Genomic DNA, 18,962 nt, shown 5'->3' on the forward strand with positions numbered 1-18,962 from the left:
AATAGCGCGCGATATGAAATAATTGAAGCAGAATCACCTCGGCGAACCCTGTGCCCCTCCTCGGCGTCAACATCGACCATATCGCAACGGTCCGGCAAGCTCGCCGGGCGGAGAGGCCCGACGTGGTGGCGGCGGCGCGCGCGGCGTTGGCCGGCGGGGCCGATTCCATCACGGTGCATCTCCGGGAAGATCGACGCCACATTCAGGACATCGATGTGTCGCGGTTGGGGAAGGTGGACGGTCTTCGTTTGAATCTCGAGATGGCGGCCACCGATGAGATGATCCGCATTGCGCGGGTCATCCGCCCCTCCAGCGTCTGTCTCGTCCCGGAACGAAGACAGGAGTTGACCACCGAGGGTGGTTTGAACGTGGCGGGCCAACTGGCGCGGGTGCGCGAAGCTTGCCGAAAGATTTCCGCCAGGGGGATCGCCGTGAGCCTGTTCATCAACCCGGATCCGGAACAGGTGGCGGCGGCCAAAGACGCGGGGGCGACCTTGATCGAGCTTCACACGGGCGCCTACGCCGGGGCCTCGGGCGCGGCCCGGACCTCGGAATTGAAGAAGGTTCAGGAGGCCGGATTCTTGGCCCAGCGGCTTGGGCTCGTGGTGAACGCCGGGCATGGGTTGGATTATGAGAACGTCGGCCCCATCTCCCAGGTGGATGGCATGAACGAACTGAACATCGGTTTTTCTTTGATCGCCCGGGCCCTTTTCGTGGGGCTCGAGTCGGCCGTGCGCGAAATGAAAGTTCTTCTGACGAGCGCGGCGGGGAGGTAGTCCCTATGTGTGGAATTGTCGGCTACATCGGACCGGAGGAGGCGGCGGACGTTCTTTTGGACGGTTTGCGCCGCCTGGAATACCGCGGGTACGATTCCGCGGGGATGGTGGTCTTAAACGGGTCTGCCATGGACATTCGCCGGAGCGTCGGCAAATTGGTCAACCTGGAAAAACTCCTCAAGAAATCCCCGCTCGCCGGCCACTCCGGGGTGGGACACACCCGTTGGGCCACCCACGGACGCCCGTCCGAAGAGAACGCCCATCCGCACCGGGACGTCACGGGCCGCGTGGTGGTGGTCCACAACGGCATCATCGAAAACTACATGTCCTTGAAGGCCGGCCTCCAGGCGCGGGGCGTTAAATTTGTATCCCAGACCGACACCGAGGTCGTGGCCCATCTCGTGGGAGAGGCCATCGTCCGCCGAAAACGATCGTCCACCGCCCTTTCTCCCGCGGATTTTCTCGAGGCGGTCCGCGAGGCCCTGTCGGAACTCAAAGGCACCTACGCGCTGGGCATCGTCTCGGCGGATTGCCCGGACGTCGTGATCGGCGCGCGCCGGGAATGCCCCCTCCTGGTGGGGGTGGGGGAAAAAGAGTTCTTCCTCGCCTCCGACGCTCCCGCGATCCTTTCCCGCACCCGGAACGCCATCTTCCTCCAGGACGGCGACCTGGCCCTCCTGACCCGGGAGGGCGTCCAACTCTTCAGCATCGACACCGGCCGCCCCGTGGAACGGCCCACCACCCATCTCCCCTGGGACGCGCTCCAGGCGGAGAAATCGGGCTACCGCCATTTCATGCTGAAGGAAATCCACGAGCAATCCCGCGCCCTGGAAGACACCCTTCGGGGCCGCTTGAATTTGGACGAAGTCAAGGTCCACTTGGACACCCTCAAATTGTCCGAAGACCAAATCCGCGGTTTCCGGAAAATGACGATCGTGGCTTGCGGGACGTCCTACCACGCGGGACTCCTGGCGCGATACCTGTTCGAGAAATGGGTCCAGGCTCCCTGCGATGTGGAAATTGCCTCGGAATACCGTTACCGAGACCCGCTGGTGGGTCCCGGAGACCTGTTGGTCGCCATTTCCCAATCCGGCGAAACCGCGGACACGATTGCCGCCGTGCGCCACGCCAAGGAGAAGGGGGCGAGCACCCTGGCCATTTGCAACGCCGTGGGCTCCACCCTCTACCGGGAATGCCAGGGCAAGATCCTCACCCACTGCGGTCCCGAAATCGGGGTGGCGTCCACGAAAGCGTTTACGGCGCAACTGGCCGTGCTTTATGTTTTAGCGCTTTACGGCGCGTTGATCCGCGGGTCTCTCCCTCGCGTGGACGTGGAAAAGATCATGCAGAACCTGCTTCATCTCCCGCATTGGGTGGGGGAAGCCGTCAAAACCGAACCGGTCGTGAAAGCCCTGGCCAAGAAATTTTTCCACGCCCGAAATTTCCTCTACCTGGGCCGAAACCTCAATTATCCCATTGCCATGGAAGGGGCCTTGAAACTTAAGGAAATTTCTTACATCCACGCCGAAGGGTATCCTTCGGGAGAACTGAAGCACGGCCCCATCGCTTTGATCGACGAGGACATGCCCGTCGTGGCCATCGCCACCCAGGGCCGGGTCTACGACAAAGTCATGACGAATCTGGAAGAAGTCGCCGCCCGGGGCGGGCGCATCATCGCCTTGGCCACCGAGGGCGACGCCCGCGTGGCCGCCCTGACCTCGGACATCGTTTGGCTTCCGGACATCCCCGAGTCCATGTCGCCGGCCGTCAACGTGGTGCCGCTTCAGTTGCTGGCCTACCACATCGCCGTGCTCCGCGGTTGCGACGTGGACCAACCCCGGAACCTGGCCAAATCCGTCACCGTCGAATGAGCCCGTCGGCTCATTTTTTGAAACCCTTCACTTTTCTTTCCAAGGACCGTTTTCATGCCTTCTAAATCCATCGTGGTCATCGGCGGCGGCCCCGGCGGAGAGGCGGCGGCTAAACGGGCGGCGGCTTTGGGGGCGGAGGTGGTTTTGGTGGAACGGGCAAACCTGGGGGGGCTCTGCCTCAACTGGGGGTGCATCCCCTCCAAGGTGTTGCTGGAGGGGGGGCGACTGTTCCACCGCCTCCGGGCGTCGAGTTCTTTGGACGGCGTCTCTTCCGTTTCCCTGTCCTGGGAAAAACTTCAGGAAAAGAAACGCTCCATCGTGGGGAACCTCCGAAGCTCCTTGGAACAGCGTCTGGCCCAGTTGAAGGTCCGGGTGGTGCGCGGCGACGCGCGGTTCCAGAACGAGCGGTCCCTGGTCGTGACGGGGCCGGAGGGGTCCAGGGAACTTTCCTTCGACGCCGCCGTCATCGCCACGGGGTCCCGGCCATTTTTTCCGCCGCCCTTCGATCGCCTCACCGACCAGATCCTGGACAGCGACCGGGTTTTGAGCCTGCCCCGGGTTCCCCAAAGCCTCGTCGTTGTGGGGGGCGGGGCCGTGGGGCTGGAGTTCGCCTGCCTGTTTCAGGAGTTGGGGACCCGGGTGACCGTGGTGGAGAAAATGGCCCAAATCCTTCCCGGCGAAGAAGCGTCGGTGGCCCGGCTCCTCCGGCAAAGTTTCGAAAAGCGGGGGATGGCCGTCCTGACGGAACGAACCGTGGCCACCGCTGAGAAAGCTCCGGATGGCTGGCGTTTGACGCTGTCCGGCGGCGAGACCCTTTCGGCTGAACAGGTTTTGGTTTGCGTGGGGCGCCGGCCCGGTTTGGAAGGGTTGGGGCTGGAGGCCGCCGGGGTGGCCGTCGAAGGCGGCCGCATCGCGGTGAACGAATTCCTGCAAACCTCCCAACCCCGCCTGTACGCGGTGGGGGACGTCAACGGCCTTTCCCTTCTGGCCCATGCCGCCGGGGCCCAGGGCGCCGCCGCGGTGGGGCACGTTTTTGGGGAGGGCGGTTCCTACGATCCCGCCCTGGTTCCCCGCTGTCTGTACACCTGGCCCGAAGTGGCAAGCGTCGGGGAATGGAGCCATTCGGCCCAGGCCAAGGGACTGGACCTCAAGGCCCAACGTTTCTTCTTCCAGGGATCCGCCAAGGCCCTGGCGGATGAAGACACGGAGGGCCTCATCCAAATCCTTTCGGAAAAAAAAACCGGACGCCTCTTAGGGGCCCAAATCATCGGTCCCCACGCCACGGAACTCATCCACATTTTTTCCGTCGCGCTGAAAGCCTCGATGACGGTGAAGGATCTTCACGGCGTAATCTTCGCCCACCCCACCCTGGCCGAAGGGGTTCGGGAGGCCCTCGCGCGATGAGCGGTTCCGGGATGGTTCGGGGAGGGGCGGTGTGGCGGCCGCGGCTTCCCGCCTTCATGAAAGGCGCGGTGCCCAAAGGCCGGGCGCTCTTCGGTGTGCGCTCGGTGTTGGCCGGGGCGGGCCTGCCGACGGTCTGTGAGGAAGCATTGTGCCCCAACCGCACGGACTGCTGGGCCCGGGGGACGCTGGCGTTTCAGATTTTGGGGTCCACCTGCACGCGCCGTTGCGCCTTTTGCGCCGAGGCCACGGGCCGGCCGGGTCCGGTGGACCCCGAGGAGCCCGCAAAAATCCTGGAGGCTGTGCGTCGGCTGAACCTTCGGCATGTGGTGATCACCTCCCCGGCCCGGGACGATTTGGAGGATCAGGGGGCGGGGTCCTTCGCGGCCTGCGTCCGGGCGCTCCGGGCGGGGGCGCCGACGGTCACCGTCGAGCTCTTGGTTCCCGATTTCCAGGGGCGGTCGGATTTGCTAGATTTTGTTTTCAACGCGCGCCCCGACATCTTCAACCACAACATCGAGACGGTCCGTCGCCTCACCCCCGCCGTTCGGGCCCGCGCCACCTACGAGCGTTCTTTGTCCGTCCTTTCCCTGGCTGTGCGGGCCGGGTTGGCGGTGAAGTCGGGGCTCATGGTGGGGTTGGGGGAAACCGCCGATGAAGTGCGGGAGACGTTTCAGGATTTGGCGCGGGCGGGCGTAAGATCTCTCACCGTGGGGCAGTATCTTCCGCCCAGTCCGGCCCATTGGCCCGTGGAGCGGTTTTACACACCGGAGGAGTTCGTGTCTTTGCGAAAAACAGCCCTGACTTTTTTTGAACGCGTGATGGCGGGCCCCCGGGTCCGAAGTTCCTATCACGCCGACGAAATGGCGCTCCCATGACCGCGACCCTCCAACGAACGCCCTTTCACTTCCTTCACAAAAAAAACGGCGCCCGGCTCGTGGAGTTCGCGGGTTGGGAGATGCCGGTCCAATTCGAAAGCGTCATGGCCGAACACCGGGCCGTGCGGGAGCGGGCCGGTGTTTTCGACATTTCCCACATGGGCCAGCTTTGGGTGACCGGGCCCGGCGCCCAGGCGAGTTTGCAGAAACTCGTGACCAACGACGTGGCGGCCCTCCCCGCCGGTCGGGGCCTCTACGCGCTCCTTTGCCGGGACGACGGCGGGGTGGTGGACGATCTTTACGTTTATTGCTTTCAACCGGATCGGTATTTGGTGATCGTGAACGCTTCCAGGGCCGAGGTGGACACGGTCTGGATGCGGGACCGGTTGGAACCCGGCACGGATCTTTCCGAACAGCCCCAAGCGGCGGCCCTCGCCGTGCAAGGCCCCGCCGCGGCGGGCCTCGTCGCCGGGCTCTCCAAAGAGGCCGTTCGGCTCGAAAAAAACGGGGTGGCCGAACTTCCGCTGTTGGACATGGAGCTCGTGGTGGCGCGGACCGGTTACACGGGGGAAGACGGGTTCGAGCTGTTCGGCCCGGCGGGCCACGTGTTCCCCGTCTACGAGTATTTAATGAAGGAAGGGAAATCCGTCGGGCTCGTCAACTGCGGTTTGGGCGCCCGGGATACCCTGCGGCTGGAAATGGGCTACCGGCTTTACGGCCACGAGCTGGATGAGGACCATTCCGCTCTGGAAGCCGGGCTCGGATGGGCCGTGAAGTTATCAAAACCGTTTTTTATCGGCCGCGACGCCCTCTTGAAAGAAAAAGAAATGGGGTCCCGCCGCCGCTTGATCGGGTTCCGGTTGTCGGACCGGGGCGTCCCTCGGGAAAAGTTTGAAATCCAATGTTCCGGCGCGCCGGTGGGGACGGTGACGAGCGGGACCTTCTCCCCTTCCCTGGGGGTGGGGATCGGCATGGGCTACGTGGACAATGCGCGGATGCTAAAGACCGCCGCTTCCGCGGGCGGTCTATCGATTCAGATTCACGGGCGGGCGGTCCCGGCGGAAATGGCCGCGCTTCCCTTCTACCGACGCACCAGAGAGGTTTGACATGGACCCGAAAGACCTTCGTTTCACCAAATCGCACGAATGGATCGCGGCCGACGGAGCGGTCGGGATTTCCGAACACGCCCAGCACGAGATCACGGATGTGGTTTTCGTCGAACTGCCGAAAGTGGGCCGGGCGGTCCAGGCGGAGGAAGCCTGCGCCGTGGTCGAGTCGGTCAAAGCCGCCTTCGACATTTACGCCCCGGTCCCGGGCACCATCGCGGCCGTCAATGAAGAGGGCGCCCGGAACCCCGGCCTCTTGAATAAATCCCCCTACGGGGACGGTTGGCTCTACAAAATCCAAATGACCTCGCCCGCCGACCGCGAAAAATTAATGACCCACGACCAATACCAACAATTTATCAAAGAAAAGTAATTGCCCGATTTATCGGGCAAACGAGAGAATTAATGTTTATCCCGCACACCGACGAACAAAAGAAGGACATGCTCGCGACCATCGGCGTGGCGCGCTTCGATGATTTGATCGGGGCGCTCCCCGCGAATTTGGTGCGGCCGCGGTTGAACCTCCCCGGTTCCATGAGCGAAATGGAATTGGTTCGGCACATGGAGGAACTGGCGTCCCGGGACCACCTGGCCCAGTCGTATTTGGGCGCCGGGGCCTACGAACATTTCGTTCCCACGGCGGTGTGGGCCCTGGCCCTCCGGGGCGAGTTCGCCACCGCCTACACCCCTTACCAAGCCGAGGCCAGCCAAGGCACGCTTCAGTCCATCTTTGAATTTCAAAGCCTCGTTTGTGAACTTTTCAAAATGGACGTGGCCAACGCGTCGATGTACGACGGGGCCAGCGCCGCCGCGGAGGCCTGTTTGGTGGCCGCCAAACACACGGGCCGAAACGAGATTTTAGTTCCCGAAACGGTCCATCCCCAGACCCTTCGGGTCATTCAAACCTATCTGGCCCACAGCGGGGCGCGGGTGACCTCTGTGCCTTGTCCCAACGGCGTTTTGGAACCGGCCTTTCTGCAAAAGAGCCTGGGGCCCGACACCGCCGCGTTATTGATCCAAACGCCTAACTTTTTTGGTTGCCTGGAAACCCACGTCAAAGAATTGTCCGATTTGATTCACGGCGCGGGGGGCCTCTTGATCGCGGCCACGTATCCCGTGGCCCTGGGACTGGTCGCGCCGCCGGGCGAATACGGGGCCGATATCGCGGTGGCGGAGGGGCAATCGTTGGGCCTTCCCCTGGCCTACGGCGGGCCCTACCTGGGACTTTTTGCCTGCAAAGAAGGGCTCCTCCGGAAAATGCCGGGGCGCGTGGTAGGCCAAACCTTGGACGCCGATGGAAAACGGGCGTTCGTCTTGACTCTCCAGGCTCGGGAACAACACATTCGCCGGGAAAAGGCGACCTCCAACATCTGCACGAACCAAGCCCTTTGCGCTTTGGCCGCCACCATTTATCTTTCGTTGGTTGGAAAAAATGGATTTAAAGAATTGGCCGCGCTCAATTTCCAAAAGGCCCATTACGCGGCGGGGGCGCTGGCCCAGCGGGGGTTCCCTTTGGTATTCCCACACCCGTTCTTTAACGAATTCGTGGTTCGCTGTCCGGTTTCCGCTGAACGGATCGTCAAGCGGTTATCGGAAAAACGGGTGCTCGCGGGGCTCCCGCTCGCGGCCCACTTTCCCAAGCGGGCCGAAGAGTTGTTGGTTTGCGTCACGGAGATAAAAACCAAAGCGGACATCGACCAATTTGGCGACCTGCTGGCGGAGGCGGCCCGATGAACGGTGAAAAAGTCGTGGAACCGTTGTCGTTCGAAAAAAGCGCGCCGGGTCGAAAAGGACTTCCGTGGCCGGTCTGTGACGTGCCCTTCGTCCCGGTGGAAAAACAGATTCCCGCGAACCTCCTTCGAAAAGAACCGGCGAAGTTGCCGGAACTCTCGGAACCCCAGGTGGTGCGCCACTTCACGCGGCTCTCTCACTTGAACTTTTCCATCGATACCAATTTCTATCCCCTGGGTTCTTGTACCATGAAACATAACCCCAAGGTCAACGACCGCATCGTCCAAATTCCCGACTTCGCGGGCCTCCACCCTCTGCGCCCTCACGAATTGAGCCAGGGCATTTTGGAGATTTTGTATGAAGTGGAACGCTGGTTGTCGGAAATTTGCGGAATGGATGCTTTCACGCTTCAACCGTCCGCCGGCGCCCAAGGGGAACTGACGGGCATTTTGGTGGCCCGGGCGTACCACGAACATCGCGGAGAGAAGCGCCCCGTGGTGTTGATCCCCGACTCGGCCCACGGCACGAACCCCGCCAGCGTCGCCTTGGCGGGTCTAACCGCGGTGACAGTGAAATCCACCGCCGACGGGCAGGTCGACCTGGATGACCTTTTAAAAAAGCTGACCAAAGACGTGGCTCTGGTCATGATGACCATCCCCAGCACCCTGGGCCTCTTCGAGCCGCGCATCCAGGACATCGCCAAAAAAATTCACGACGCCGGGGCCCTCCTTTATATGGATGGGGCCAACTTAAACGCGTTGGTGGGCCTGGTTCGTCCGGGCGATTTGGGAGTCGACGTGCTTCACGTCAATCTTCATAAAACCTTTGCCACGCCCCACGGCGGCGGCGGTCCCGGCGCGGGTCCGGTGGGCGTCAAAAAAGCCCTCGAACCGTTCCTTCCCGTTCCCCGCGTGGCGTTGGAAAATGGTGTTTACCGCCGAAAGTTTGACCGGGCAACCACCATTGGGCGAGTCCACGGGTTCCAAGGAAATGTGGGGGTTTTAATCCGCGCCTACGCCTACATGCGGCTTCAAGGGGCGGAAGGACTCCGAGAAATCAGTGAAAACGCTATTCTGGCCGCCAACTATTTAAAGGCCAAACTCACGCCGCTCTTCCCGAAAATGCCCGCCGGCGCCTGCATGCACGAGGTGGTGGTTTCCGGCGAAGGGGCCTTCGGCCCCGGGGTCCGAACCTTGGACGTGGCCAAACGTCTGTTGGACTACGGCTACTATGCCCCGACGATTTATTTTCCGCTCATCGTCCCAGAGTCCCTTATGATTGAGCCCACCGAAAATGAAACCAAAGAAACCTTGGACGCTTTCGTTGAAACCCTCCGCACGATTGTGTCGGAATCCAAGGCCACCCCGGATCTCGTCAAAACCGCCCCCCACAGCACCCCCGTCCGCCGCCTGGACGAAGTCAAAGCCGCCCGAGAACCGCGCCTCCGCTATCGTCCTCAACTTTGAATTTTCACCAAAAAAATGAGGGCTCGTTGCTCCTTTTGTTTGTGTCCGCATGACCCTATCCATAACCCTTGACATAAATTTTACATAGATATATCCTGGCTTTATGGGATTTGAGCCGAAATTTAACATCACCGCTGAAACGTTGCGCCTGGTGGCGGAGGCCACCGAACTGCGGGCGTGGATTGCCGCCGCTGTGGTGGATGTCCCTTGGCTCCCAGCGTTGCAGCGAGACACGACCGCCCGGTTGGCCCATTCCTCCACATCCATTGAGGGAAACCCCCTCACTTTGCCGGAGGTTGAGGCCTTGGCCCGAGGAGAACCCATCGGGGCCGAAAGGCGCGCTGCCTTGGAAGTTCTCAATGCGCTCGCCGCCATGAGGTGGATTTGGCGACAAGTCGAAAAAAATAAAATACAGGATAAAGGTCTTCTCCGCTTACATCGCCTCCTGACTGTTGGCCTACTGCCGGAAAAGGCTGTTGGGGCTTACAAGTCTGTCCCAAATCGCGTGATCGACCATCGCGGTCATCCGATTTATATCCCTCCCCGCCCAAAGGACGCTCCTCGGCTAACCCGCGAACTCTTCGCCTGGCTTAATGGGAAGGGGGGGCGATGTTTGCATCCTGTTGTTGTGGCCGCCATTGCTCATCACCAGTTGGTTTCGATTCACCCGGTGTCGGACGGGAACGGTCGGTTGGCCCGCGCCCTTGAGGTTTGGATTCTATATTCTCGGGGATTTGACACACACCATCTGTTCTCTCTGGACGACTATTTTTGGGCGGATCGTCCATTGTATTATCTGAAGATTCAACAAGCGCGCGATTTGGATGACGATCTGACCCATTGGGTGGAATATGTGGCGCAGGGGGTCGTCTCCACACTTAAAGAGACGGTTGAGCGTATCCGCTCGCTTCAGGTCCGGCCACCGTCTTCGAAGATCCTTCTGACAAAAAGGCAAGAGGATCTTCTTCGATATTTAAGGGATCGCGGAGTTGTCACTTCTGCCGATATACAAACGGCGTTCAAATTCACGCGCGCAAGAGCCGGCCAAATTCTAAAACCGTTGGTGTACGAAGGGCTGGTGGAGGTCGTAGGTCGGCAACGGTCCGCCCGGTATCGGTTGGCGAAATAGAAACAGGCTATTTTCGGAGGCGGGAGTAAGTGGTGAGGACCATGTAGGCGCCCATGATCATGGCGAAAACGCCGAAGGCCATTTTGAGAGTGGCCGGGTTCATTCGTTGGGCGAAACGGCCGCTGAGCCAGGCGCCGACGAACAGGGCGACGGCGGCGAAAGCCGCGGCGCGAATGTCCACGTTCCCGTTTCGATGGTATTCAATCACCGCGCCAAGACCGACGGGCAAAAGCAAAATGGCCAAGCTTGTGCCGGTGGCGCGGTGTTGACTGAATCCTGCGAAATACACCAGGGCTGGAACAATAATCAACCCGCCCCCCACGCCAAAAAATCCTGAGGAGATTCCGGCCAATCCCCCAATCAGTGCGTAAATAAGCGGGGATCCGCCCATGGCGCCGCTATTTTTCCGGACCCGCGCCCACCGCCACGGGATCTTCCGGTTCGATCCGGTCCAAAACTTCCGGCGCGAGGTCCGGGGCCACGGCGTTCGGGCTTTCCCAGAGCGTCACGTTCTGTCGTTCGCCCGGAACCCGGTAGACCGACCGGCGGAGCCGGGGGTGCTGGAAGAGGTTGAATTTGAGGGTGAAGGCGGTCCAAACGGCCATGACCGTGGCCGCCAGTGAAAGCGCGCGCTCGATCAGCGTCGGACGGCCGAGGGCTTCGTAGGCCCGGGCCTCCAACTCGCCCACCCATTTTCGAATGGCGGGGTTGGGACCAAACAGCCGGCCCGCGAGGAAGATGGGGTAGGACTTGCGAACCTCTTTCGCGTTCATTCGCGCTTTGGCCCGCAGGAGCGGATTGGGGGAGTCTTTGAGCGTGTGATAGCCCAGGAGCCACGACTCCACCACGCGAAGAATGCTGGGGCCCAACCGCTGGAAATCCTCCTCGTAACACCACTGTTGAATCCCCTCGATCTGGGTAGGGGTCAAGGTGGGGTGTTTGATCATGGTGGTGAACCCGTCGGCGCGTTTGTAAAACTTTTCCGGATCCCCTTGATAGTCGTCCCTCAAAAGACCCGCTTTCATAATGCGGTCATAGAAGGGGGTGCTGGGGACGGGCCCGTAAATCAGGATCTGGGTCAAGGAGGGTTTTAGCTTCATCAACCCCGCCAACTCCGCGGCCACGACGTCGTGGTTTTGATAGTCGAAGCCCACGATCATGGAGGCGAGGATGGTGATGCCGTGTTGACGGAACTCGGTGAAGATGTCTTCCACGGGGCGTCCCTGCTGTTTTCCGTAGCCGGATTTAGTCCCCTCGTAGCCCACCCAGAAACCGTCGATCCCCATTTCCAGAATTTCTTCCACCGTGTACTGGCTGATGGCTTTGATGCTGGAGAAGACGAAAATAGAGGGGAGGCGCCCGCTCCGCTTCACGCAGTCCCGGAACTCCATGGCCCGGGTCTTGTTCAGCAGGAAGTCCTCGTCAAAAATGATGAACACCGTGCTCGGATCGCGGTCGAGGTAGCTTTCCACCACCGCAAAGATGTCTTTTCCTTCCGGCAGGAGTTTCACGTGCCGCCGCTTGAAAAAATGCGAGGTGCAACAGAAATCGCACCCGTTGGGACAGCCCAAACCCGCGAAAATTTTTCCGGTGTGGGAGACCGGGATGGAAAAAATCTTCAGGTCGCTGACGATCAGCGGGTGTTTATAGGGTTTTGGAATCGGCGTTTCGCCCAGCAGGCGACGGAAAAAGGTCACGCCCTCTTCCCGACAAAAGAAGTCCCCGTAGGGGGCCAACACGTCGTCCTGAAGCACGGTCCCATACCCGCCAAGGACGATCTTGCTGTGAGGCGAATACCGGCGGACCAGGGCCACCGCGTCTTTCATCTTGTGGAAAAGCGCCATAATGAAGGAAATGCCCACGTAGTCGTAGCCTTTCTTGAGCTCCCGAATGAGTTCTTTTCGGGACGGGTATTGAAGCACGACGGTCGGGGCGTCCAGGTTCGCGGCGATGTATTCCAAGGAATATTGCACCTGCACCGCCCGGGGGCTGAAAATTCCCTGGGCGCGGGTGACCTGTTTGTGGAGAAGCTCATAGCCCACGGAGTCCGCGTCCCCATATTCCGTCCCAAAAGGACGGCAAACGCTGGTCAACAAAACTTTTTTAGAAGTCACGTGAATCTCCTTTTAACAAAGGGGTCTGATCGGGCAAAAACACACGTCCCGTGTTTCGGGCGGACTCCAACGTTGATTCGCGGAAGGGAAAAGCCGGAAGGGGGAACTAGTTTGATTCAATCAACGAGAGTCTAGAACTTTTTGACCCTTCCCACAAGGAAAACCGAGGGGATTTTTGGTAAATTTGACACATTCTCTCCGGTTTGAGACAATTCCTTAAAGGCGATGATCAAAACAAAATGTGTTTTCAAAGGGGATAAAATGAAAAAAATGGGGGTGTTGCTGGCGTTGTCCTTGGTGGTGCTGGGGGGTTTTTCGGCGAGAGCGGAGAGTTTGATTGAGCTCCGAGCCGGGGCGGGGCTTGTCGGGTCCAACCCGGATGACCTGAACGATAAACTTCAAGGGAGCGGCATGGATTTCAGCTCCGTCGACAACTACAACCTGGATGTTTTCTTCAACCTCCCGCTGATCGGACTCGGGGTCCGAAACGAGTGGCTGAACGACAAACAGTCGGGCAGTGGGCAGGACTTGGAAATAAATGTCAACAACCTAACGCTCCTGGCCGACCTTCGGCTCTTGGACAATGACCTCTTCTACATCGGTCCCATCGTTGGAATCGGCTATCCCTGGGGGGACATAAAGGGGTCCGGCGGGAAGGTGAGTCTGGACAAGTCCCAGTTCAGCTACTCCCTAGCGGGAGAGGCCGGAGTCAAACTTGGCCGTTTCATCCTCGCGGCGGAGGCGGGGTATTCATCCCTTGTGCTTGATACGGAAGACGATACGGCCAAGGTCGACCTTTCCGGGTTCTACGGGAAAGTAATGGTGGGAATCGGCATTTTCTAGTTTCAATTATAAAACCGGCGGGCCGCCCCTCGCACCGTTTTGTACGGGGGGCGGCCCGTGTCGTTTTGAGGAAATCCATGACCACCGTTCCGGCTAAGACCACGCCGTGTTCCGCTTCCATTGAAACCCCCACCCCCTGGCGGCTGTGGGTGGACGGGGCGCTGTCGGGAGAGGAAAACATGCGTCGGGACCAGGAATTGTTGGAGGGCCAGCGCGATCCGGCCGCCGTTCCCGTTGTGCGATTTTTCCGTTGGGCGGCGCCCACGGTGAGTTTTGGGCGGCTACAGCCCAGGGCGGGAGCGGAGTCCTTGGCGAAAGCGGCGGGCGCCGGGAGCGCGGTTCAACGGCCCACGGGCGGCGGGATGGTTTTGCATGATCGAGATTTGAGCTTTTCCATCGCCTGGCGCCGGGATTTGGCGGGATTCCCTCCCTGTGTCAAGGAGGTGTATCGATCTTTTCACGGCGTGGTGGCCGACCTTTTGTGTGCGCGCGGAATGGACGTGGCGGTCCACCAACCCTCCAAAAGGCTCCCGATCGCGCCCGGGGTTTGCTTCAAGGAGCCTGCGGATCAGGACCTTCTTTGGTGCGGGGAAAAAGTCCTTGGCGGGGCGCTCCGGGTGACCCGCTGGGGCCGGTTGTATCAAGGCGACGTGCGGACGGAGGTCTTAGGGCTCGACCCAGACGAACTCGTTCAAGCGATCACCAACGGACTGGCCAAAAAGGTTTTCCTAACCCCTCCCGGGAAGGAACAAGGCGGACAAAAGGCGGTTTAGCTCTGGATGTCGGAAAGGCCGGAATCACTGTTCCTCCACGAAGTCGATGACCTCGTGGAGAGTGCGGATGGACCGGACGCCCTTGGGGCCGGGGTTGTGCCGGTCGAGCAGGAGGGCGGCCAGTCCGGCGCGAGTGGCCCCGCGGTAATCTTCGTGAAGGCTGTCGCCCACATGGACGGCTTCGCGGGGTTTGGCCCGAACGTGCCCGAGAGCCTTGTGGAATAATCGCCGGTCGGGTTTGACCAGGCCTTCCACAGACGACACCAGCAGAAATTCCACTTCTTTCGTAAGTCCGATCCGTTCCGCCAGGGTCACCAGGCGGGAATCCCAGTTGGACACAATCCCCACCCGGTAGCCCTTCCGGCGCAAAGCGCGGAGGGTCGGGATGGCGTCGTCAAAAAGACGCCAATGGCGGGGGTGGGCGAACCGCCCATAAAGGTCTTCGAAATAGCGAAGAAACTTTTCCCCGGTGAAATGGGGGCCCATGACTTGGCTCACCATGTTCCGCCACCATTCCTTTTCCGCCCCGTCGTTTTTCAAATGCGCGACCCCGTGCCGATTTTTCCAGACGTCGCGGAAGCGCTGGTCCACGCGATCAGCGGGAACGCGGACGCCGTGTCGGAGGGCGGTGCGGGCGTATATGTGTCCGACGGAGGGGTGCGCGCGAAGAAGCGTATTTCCCGCGTCGAAGAAAACGGCGCGGATGAAAGGCTTTTTGCGCGAGGCCGTGGGGCGGCGAGCGGCCATGGAACTACCGGGGCCTTTTGGACGGCAAAGGGGTTGAAATTCGTCGATGGGGGGCGGCTTCTTTCCGCTTCAGGTCCCGCTCCCGTTGTTTAATTTCTTTCCAGCGCGCCACCACTTGGGCGGCGGTTTTTAGTTTCATGGAGCCGAAAACGTGAGGGTGTCGGCGGACCAGCTTCTTTGCCAAGCCGTCCACCACGTCGGCCATGGTGAAATGGCCGCGCTCCGTCGCTATTTGGGCATGAAACAGAACCTGCAACAGAACGTCCCCCAATTCTTCGCAGAGATGATCCGGGTCCCCTTGGCGAACGGCGTCGGCCACCTCGGCGGACTCTTCCTTCAAATATTTGAGGAGACTTTTGTGGGTCTGTTTCCGGTCCCAGGGACACCCCCGAGGGCCCCGGAGATGTTTCATAAGATCCACGAGCTGGGAATAGGTGTAGTTTTTTCGCATGGGAGTGTGCCTATTTTATCAGTTTCTCTCGCAACGGCGGGCGGTCATTGTGGTAGAATTCTAGCGCGGCGAGCGCCGCCTGGCCCGAATGCCCTTCTACCCCGCGTTCTTAAATTTGTCCGGCAAGGAGTGCCTGGTGGTGGGGGGAGGACGGCTCGCGCTCCATAAGGCCGAGTCTCTCGTCTTGAGCGGCGCGCGAGTCACCGTGGTGGCGCCGCGGGTCCACCCTGGGTTCCGGCGGTGGGGAGAGGTCCGGGTTCTCCAGCGGGCGTTCCGTCCCGGCGACCTGGCCGGACGGCCCTGGCTCGTGGTCGCGTCCACGGACGACGAAGCCCTTCACGCCCGGGTGGCGGCGTTGTGTCGGCGACGGCGCATCTGGGTGAACGTGGTGGATCGGCCGCCGCTTTGCGATTTTATCGTGCCCTCGGTCGTCCGCCGGGGACCCGTGACCTTTGCGGTTTCTACGGGTGGGTTGAGCCCCGCGGTGGCCAAGTTTCTCGGCGCGGAACTGCGGGCCCTCTTCGGTCCGGAAGTTGGGCGCTTGGCGGCGGTGTTGAAGGGACTGCGGGCGGAACTTCTGCGCGTGCCGATCCGCGCGCGGCGGAAACTACTAGAAGGGCTCGTCACGCGGCGGTGGTTGGAGCGATTGTCGGCCAAACCGTCCAAGGCCACGGCGGATTTTCGGGCGGCCGCGCGCCGGCGGATGAAGAAAATCGGGAGAAAACGTGCAAAGAGTTGAAGCGCTTCTTTTCGATTTTGCCTTCCTGGGCTATCTGGCCGGGGTGATCCTTTATTTGGCCTACGTTTTTTTCCGCCGGGAACGGCACAGCGCTCTGGGGCACCGGGTCCTCGTGGTCTCGGCCCTCCTCCACGCCGCGAGTCTCGGCCTGGGCCTCTGGATGGAAAGCCACCGGCCCGGCCACGTCGCCTACGGGTTCTGGAGCAACTGGTTTGAAAGCCTTTCCCTCTTTTCTTTTTTCATCGTCGCCGTCTTCCTGGCGGTTCAATCCCGGGCCCGCCTCGCCATCTTGGGCGCCTTCGTTCTTCCCTGGGCTCTCCTTTTAATGGGGTTGGCGCTCACCCAGGCCTTCCTGGCCAGCCCTCGCTGTCCCTTCGCTTCCGTGGAGGATTTTCTAAAGGTGGCCGACGCCACGCGCCGCCTCCCCGCCATGCCCAGCACCGTGTGGGCGGCGATCCATGTTCCCCTGCTTTTCTTCTCTTACGCGGCTTTTGCCAACGCCTTCGGGATCGGGTTGGCGTTCCTGATCCAGGAGCGCCAGATCAAAACCCACCGGTCCACGGAATTAGGGTACCGCCTTCCCTCCTTGGAGGAGATGGACCGTTTGATTGCGCGGCTCATCGCGGCGGCCTTCCCGGCCCTCACGGTGGGCCTGGGTCTGGGGATCATCTGGGCCCACTCCGCCTGGGGCGACCGTTGGATCGCCGATCCGAAGGTGCTTTGGTCCGTCGTTGTTTGGGCGGTTTATTTTTCCTATTTGCTTCTGCGTTACGCGTTCAATTGGCGGGGCCGGCGGGGAGCGTACCTTTCTTTGGCGGGGTTCGGTTTGGTTCTCGTGAGCTACATGGGGATCAATTACGTGTCTCGGGCCCACGGCTACGTGGTGGGGAAGGTGTTGGAATGAACCGGCTTCGCCTCGTGGGGCTTTCCCACCGGACGGCGCCGGTGGAGTGGCGGGAACGCTTGGCGGTTCCCGACCATCGCTTGCCGGGATTTCTCGAGTCGCTTCGGCGCGAGGTGGGTGCGGGAGAAGCGGTGGTTCTTTCCACCTGCAACCGCGTCGAGGTGTACGCTGTGACGCCTCCGGAGGGCGAGGCGGAATGCCTGCTCCGGAAAGGGCTCTTGGACCTGCACGGCGACGTTTCTCTGGACGGAAGCCTCTACGCCCTGGAGGACGACGGTGCCGTTCGGCACCTTTTTCGGGTGTCGGCGGGGTTGGATTCCCTGGTGGTGGGGGAGGCGGAGATTCTGGGGCAGGTCAAACGGTCCTACGATTTGGCCCGCCAGGCCCAGTCCACGGGGAAACTCACCAACGTGCTTTTTCAACGGGCCATGTACGTGGGGAAGACGGTGCGGACCGACACGAAAATTTCAGAGGGGCCAACCTCGGTGCCGAGCTTGGCGGTGTCCTTGGCGCGGCGAATCTTCGGCGAATTGGCCGAGAGCCGGGTTCTGGTCGTGGGGGCCGGGGCCATGGCGGAGCAGGCCGTGCGGGCCTTCAAAAGTCAGAAGGCGGCCCGCGTGGTGATCGCCAACCGAACCCTCGAAAAAGCCGTGGCCATGGCCGAACGGTTCGGCGCCCACCCCACCCCTTTCGACGCCCTGCCCCGTGAGCTCGTCCAGGCGGACATCGTTCTTTGCTCCACGGGTTCCCCCGACTTTCTTTTCACGCGCGAGTCTGTATCCCAGGTTCTGGAAGAACGAAAGGGCCGCTCCCTCTTTTTCATCGACATCGCCGTGCCCCGGGATGTGGACCCCGCCGTGGACGACTTGGAGAACGTTTACCTCTACAACATCGACGATTTGGAAGGCCTGGTGGCCGAAAGTTTGGTCCGCCGCCAGGCCGAAATTACGAGGGCCGGCGAACTGGTGGAAGCGAAAACCCAGGAGTTCGCCCCGTGGTACGAATCCTGGCGCCGGGGCGCCACGGCCGCGCTCCGCCACAATGCCCGCTCGTCCATGAGCGCGGAGGCGGAACCCGGATGACGCGCCTGGTGATCGGAACCCGGGGTAGCGCGCTGGCGCTGGCCCAATCAAATTTCGTCAAAAAAAGCCTGGAAACCCTCTCGCCGGAGGTTCAGGTTGATTTGAAAATCATTAAGACGACTGGAGACCGTTTGGCGGACGCGTCCCTGGCCTCCATCGGCGGGAAAGGGGTTTTCACCAAGGAATTGGAGGAAGCGCTTCTCTCGAAAACCGTGGACCTGGCCGTTCATTCGCTGAAAGACCTCCCCACGGAACTTCCGCCCGGTCTTGCCGTGGGCGCCATTTTGGAGCGGGAGGATCCCCGGGACTGCATGGTGTCCCGGTTCGGCGAGCAGTTGATGGAACTTCCCCGCGGGTCGGTGGTGGGCACGAGCTCGCTTCGCCGACAGGCCCAAATCCGCGCGGTGAAAAAAGGGATCCGGGTGGAAGATTTACGGGGCAACTTGGATACGCGCTTGGCGCGGGTGGCCGCGGGCGATTTCTCTGCCGTGGTCGTGGCCTACGCGGGCGTCCGCCGGTTGGGCCGCGCCGAGGAAGTGACCGAGGTTCTCCCCACCGCGCTCATGCTTCCCGCCCCCGGCCAGGGTTTTGTCGCCATCGAGCTCCGCGCCCAGGATCCTGAAACGCTGGGTTGGGTGTCCCAACTGAACCATCTTCCCAGCCAACAAGCCGCCACGGCCGAGCGGTCTTTCCTGGCCGCCCTGGGCGGCGGATGCCGCGTCCCCATCGCCGCCTACGCCCGCGAAGAGTCCGGCCGCTTGGTTCTGGACGGCCTCGTGATCTCTCCCGACGGAAAAACCCAGGTCCGCGGCACGGAATCCGGCCTCCCCGGCCAAGCCGAGACGATCGGCGCCGCCCTGGCCGCCCGCCTACTGGAACAAGGCGCTCTCGAGATCCTCGAAGTCCTCCCGCCTCACTGAACAGTCCGGCTTGCCGGCACACAAGAAAAAC

The 18,962-nt window shown here is 61.3% G+C and carries 19 protein-coding genes; 15 read left to right on the forward strand and 4 right to left on the reverse strand.

The annotated features are described in order from the left end of the window. Positions 1-32 precede the first annotated feature (32 nt). The 9 genes from IPP35_09140 to IPP35_09180 all read left to right on the forward strand — a co-directional run bounded on the left by IPP35_09140 (position 33) and on the right by IPP35_09180 (position 10,358). The gene (locus tag IPP35_09140; protein ID MBL0059255.1) at positions 33-776 is read left to right on the forward strand and encodes a pyridoxine 5'-phosphate synthase; all 744 of its coding nucleotides are present in this window, start codon (positions 33-35) and stop codon (positions 774-776) included. 5 nt (positions 777-781) lie between these two features. Continuing rightward, positions 782-2,647: a glutamine--fructose-6-phosphate transaminase (isomerizing) gene (gene glmS, locus IPP35_09145; GenBank protein MBL0059256.1), complete on the forward strand. Its 1,866-nt coding sequence runs from the start codon at positions 782-784 to the stop codon at positions 2,645-2,647. A gap of 54 nt (positions 2,648-2,701) precedes the next feature. After that, complete coding sequence (gene lpdA / locus IPP35_09150) at positions 2,702-4,051, forward strand: dihydrolipoyl dehydrogenase (protein MBL0059257.1); 1,350 nt, start codon at positions 2,702-2,704, stop codon at positions 4,049-4,051. After that, complete coding sequence (gene lipA, locus IPP35_09155) at positions 4,048-4,926, forward strand: lipoyl synthase (GenBank protein ID MBL0059258.1); 879 nt, start codon at positions 4,048-4,050, stop codon at positions 4,924-4,926. Before lpdA ends, lipA begins: the two co-directional genes overlap by 4 nt. Continuing rightward, on the forward strand, positions 4,923-6,032 hold the full coding sequence (gcvT, locus tag IPP35_09160; protein MBL0059259.1) for a glycine cleavage system aminomethyltransferase GcvT: 1,110 nt from the start codon (positions 4,923-4,925) through the stop codon (positions 6,030-6,032). The genes lipA and gcvT overlap by 4 nt, the downstream gene beginning before the upstream one ends. Before the next feature lies 1 nt (position 6,033). After that, positions 6,034-6,405 (forward strand): glycine cleavage system protein GcvH, encoded by a 372-nt coding sequence (gene gcvH / locus IPP35_09165; GenBank protein ID MBL0059260.1) that lies wholly within the window; start codon positions 6,034-6,036, stop codon positions 6,403-6,405. A gap of 32 nt (positions 6,406-6,437) precedes the next feature. After that, positions 6,438-7,766: an aminomethyl-transferring glycine dehydrogenase subunit GcvPA gene (gene gcvPA, locus IPP35_09170; GenBank protein MBL0059261.1), complete on the forward strand. Its 1,329-nt coding sequence runs from the start codon at positions 6,438-6,440 to the stop codon at positions 7,764-7,766. Further along, a complete protein-coding gene (gene gcvPB, locus IPP35_09175) occupies positions 7,763-9,229 on the forward strand; it encodes an aminomethyl-transferring glycine dehydrogenase subunit GcvPB (protein MBL0059262.1) in 1,467 nt (488 codons plus the stop codon). Before gcvPA ends, gcvPB begins: the two co-directional genes overlap by 4 nt. Before the next feature lie 103 nt (positions 9,230-9,332). After that, positions 9,333-10,358 (forward strand): Fic family protein, encoded by a 1,026-nt coding sequence (locus IPP35_09180; protein MBL0059263.1) that lies wholly within the window; start codon positions 9,333-9,335, stop codon positions 10,356-10,358. Between the two features lie 7 nt (positions 10,359-10,365). Here the strand turns inward: IPP35_09180 and IPP35_09185 are convergent, their stop codons facing one another. Continuing rightward, a complete protein-coding gene (locus IPP35_09185) occupies positions 10,366-10,749 on the reverse strand; it encodes a sulfite exporter TauE/SafE family protein (protein ID MBL0059264.1) in 384 nt (127 codons plus the stop codon). Positions 10,750-10,756: 7 nt separating this feature from the next. Continuing rightward, entirely contained in the window at positions 10,757-12,472 is a 1,716-nt protein-coding gene (locus IPP35_09190; protein ID MBL0059265.1) for a hypothetical protein, read from the reverse strand. A gap of 261 nt (positions 12,473-12,733) precedes the next feature. On the opposite strand from IPP35_09190, the gene IPP35_09195 reads away from it, so the two are divergent. After that, a complete protein-coding gene (locus IPP35_09195) occupies positions 12,734-13,315 on the forward strand; it encodes an outer membrane beta-barrel protein (protein MBL0059266.1) in 582 nt (193 codons plus the stop codon). A gap of 77 nt (positions 13,316-13,392) precedes the next feature. Next, the gene (locus IPP35_09200) at positions 13,393-14,088 is read left to right on the forward strand and encodes a hypothetical protein (GenBank protein MBL0059267.1); all 696 of its coding nucleotides are present in this window, start codon (positions 13,393-13,395) and stop codon (positions 14,086-14,088) included. Between the two features lie 24 nt (positions 14,089-14,112). Here IPP35_09200 and IPP35_09205 read toward each other — a convergent pair whose 3' ends face one another. Continuing rightward, positions 14,113-14,835: an HAD-IA family hydrolase gene (locus tag IPP35_09205; protein ID MBL0059268.1), complete on the reverse strand. Its 723-nt coding sequence runs from the start codon at positions 14,833-14,835 to the stop codon at positions 14,113-14,115. 4 nt (positions 14,836-14,839) lie between these two features. Next, positions 14,840-15,286, reverse strand: a complete 447-nt coding sequence (locus IPP35_09210; GenBank protein MBL0059269.1) for a MazG family protein — start codon at positions 15,284-15,286, stop codon at positions 14,840-14,842. Between the two features lie 88 nt (positions 15,287-15,374). Between IPP35_09210 and IPP35_09215 the strand changes: the two genes are divergently transcribed. From IPP35_09215 to hemC, 4 genes are read left to right on the forward strand one after another with little or no spacing between them, the layout of a single operon-like run. Next, positions 15,375-16,025 (forward strand): bifunctional precorrin-2 dehydrogenase/sirohydrochlorin ferrochelatase, encoded by a 651-nt coding sequence (locus IPP35_09215; GenBank protein ID MBL0059270.1) that lies wholly within the window; start codon positions 15,375-15,377, stop codon positions 16,023-16,025. Next, a complete protein-coding gene (gene ccsA, locus IPP35_09220) occupies positions 16,012-16,929 on the forward strand; it encodes a cytochrome c biogenesis protein CcsA (protein MBL0059271.1) in 918 nt (305 codons plus the stop codon). Before IPP35_09215 ends, ccsA begins: the two co-directional genes overlap by 14 nt. Beyond that, positions 16,926-18,011, forward strand: a complete 1,086-nt coding sequence (locus IPP35_09225) for a glutamyl-tRNA reductase (protein MBL0059272.1) — start codon at positions 16,926-16,928, stop codon at positions 18,009-18,011. Before ccsA ends, IPP35_09225 begins: the two co-directional genes overlap by 4 nt. Continuing rightward, on the forward strand, positions 18,008-18,931 hold the full coding sequence (gene hemC, locus IPP35_09230) for a hydroxymethylbilane synthase (protein MBL0059273.1): 924 nt from the start codon (positions 18,008-18,010) through the stop codon (positions 18,929-18,931). Before IPP35_09225 ends, hemC begins: the two co-directional genes overlap by 4 nt. The last annotated feature ends 31 nt before the right edge of the window (positions 18,932-18,962 follow it).

This window comes from Elusimicrobiota bacterium (genome assembly GCA_016721625.1).
GTDB lineage: Bacteria > Elusimicrobiota > Elusimicrobia > FEN-1173 > FEN-1173 > JADKHR01.

Bases quoted from the DNA above. Each gene is read 5' to 3' on its own strand.
- glmS (MBL0059256.1), top strand. From the start codon at position 782: ATGTGTGGAATTGTCGGCTACATCGGACCGGAGGAGGCGGCGGACGTT.
- lpdA (MBL0059257.1), top strand. From the start codon at position 2,702: ATGCCTTCTAAATCCATCGTGGTCATCGGCGGCGGCCCCGGCGGAGAG.
- lipA (MBL0059258.1), top strand. From the start codon at position 4,048: ATGAGCGGTTCCGGGATGGTTCGGGGAGGGGCGGTGTGGCGGCCGCGG.
- gcvT (MBL0059259.1), top strand. From the start codon at position 4,923: ATGACCGCGACCCTCCAACGAACGCCCTTTCACTTCCTTCACAAAAAA.
- gcvH (MBL0059260.1), top strand. From the start codon at position 6,034: ATGGACCCGAAAGACCTTCGTTTCACCAAATCGCACGAATGGATCGCG.
- gcvPA (MBL0059261.1), top strand. From the start codon at position 6,438: ATGTTTATCCCGCACACCGACGAACAAAAGAAGGACATGCTCGCGACC.
- gcvPB (MBL0059262.1), top strand. From the start codon at position 7,763: ATGAACGGTGAAAAAGTCGTGGAACCGTTGTCGTTCGAAAAAAGCGCG.
- IPP35_09180 (MBL0059263.1), top strand. From the start codon at position 9,333: ATGGGATTTGAGCCGAAATTTAACATCACCGCTGAAACGTTGCGCCTG.
- IPP35_09185 (MBL0059264.1), bottom strand. From the start codon at position 10,749: ATGGGCGGATCCCCGCTTATTTACGCACTGATTGGGGGATTGGCCGGA.
- IPP35_09195 (MBL0059266.1), top strand. From the start codon at position 12,734: ATGAAAAAAATGGGGGTGTTGCTGGCGTTGTCCTTGGTGGTGCTGGGG.
- IPP35_09200 (MBL0059267.1), top strand. From the start codon at position 13,393: ATGACCACCGTTCCGGCTAAGACCACGCCGTGTTCCGCTTCCATTGAA.
- IPP35_09205 (MBL0059268.1), bottom strand. From the start codon at position 14,835: ATGGCCGCTCGCCGCCCCACGGCCTCGCGCAAAAAGCCTTTCATCCGC.
- IPP35_09210 (MBL0059269.1), bottom strand. From the start codon at position 15,286: ATGCGAAAAAACTACACCTATTCCCAGCTCGTGGATCTTATGAAACAT.
- IPP35_09215 (MBL0059270.1), top strand. From the start codon at position 15,375: ATGCCCTTCTACCCCGCGTTCTTAAATTTGTCCGGCAAGGAGTGCCTG.
- IPP35_09225 (MBL0059272.1), top strand. From the start codon at position 16,926: ATGAACCGGCTTCGCCTCGTGGGGCTTTCCCACCGGACGGCGCCGGTG.
- hemC (MBL0059273.1), top strand. From the start codon at position 18,008: ATGACGCGCCTGGTGATCGGAACCCGGGGTAGCGCGCTGGCGCTGGCC.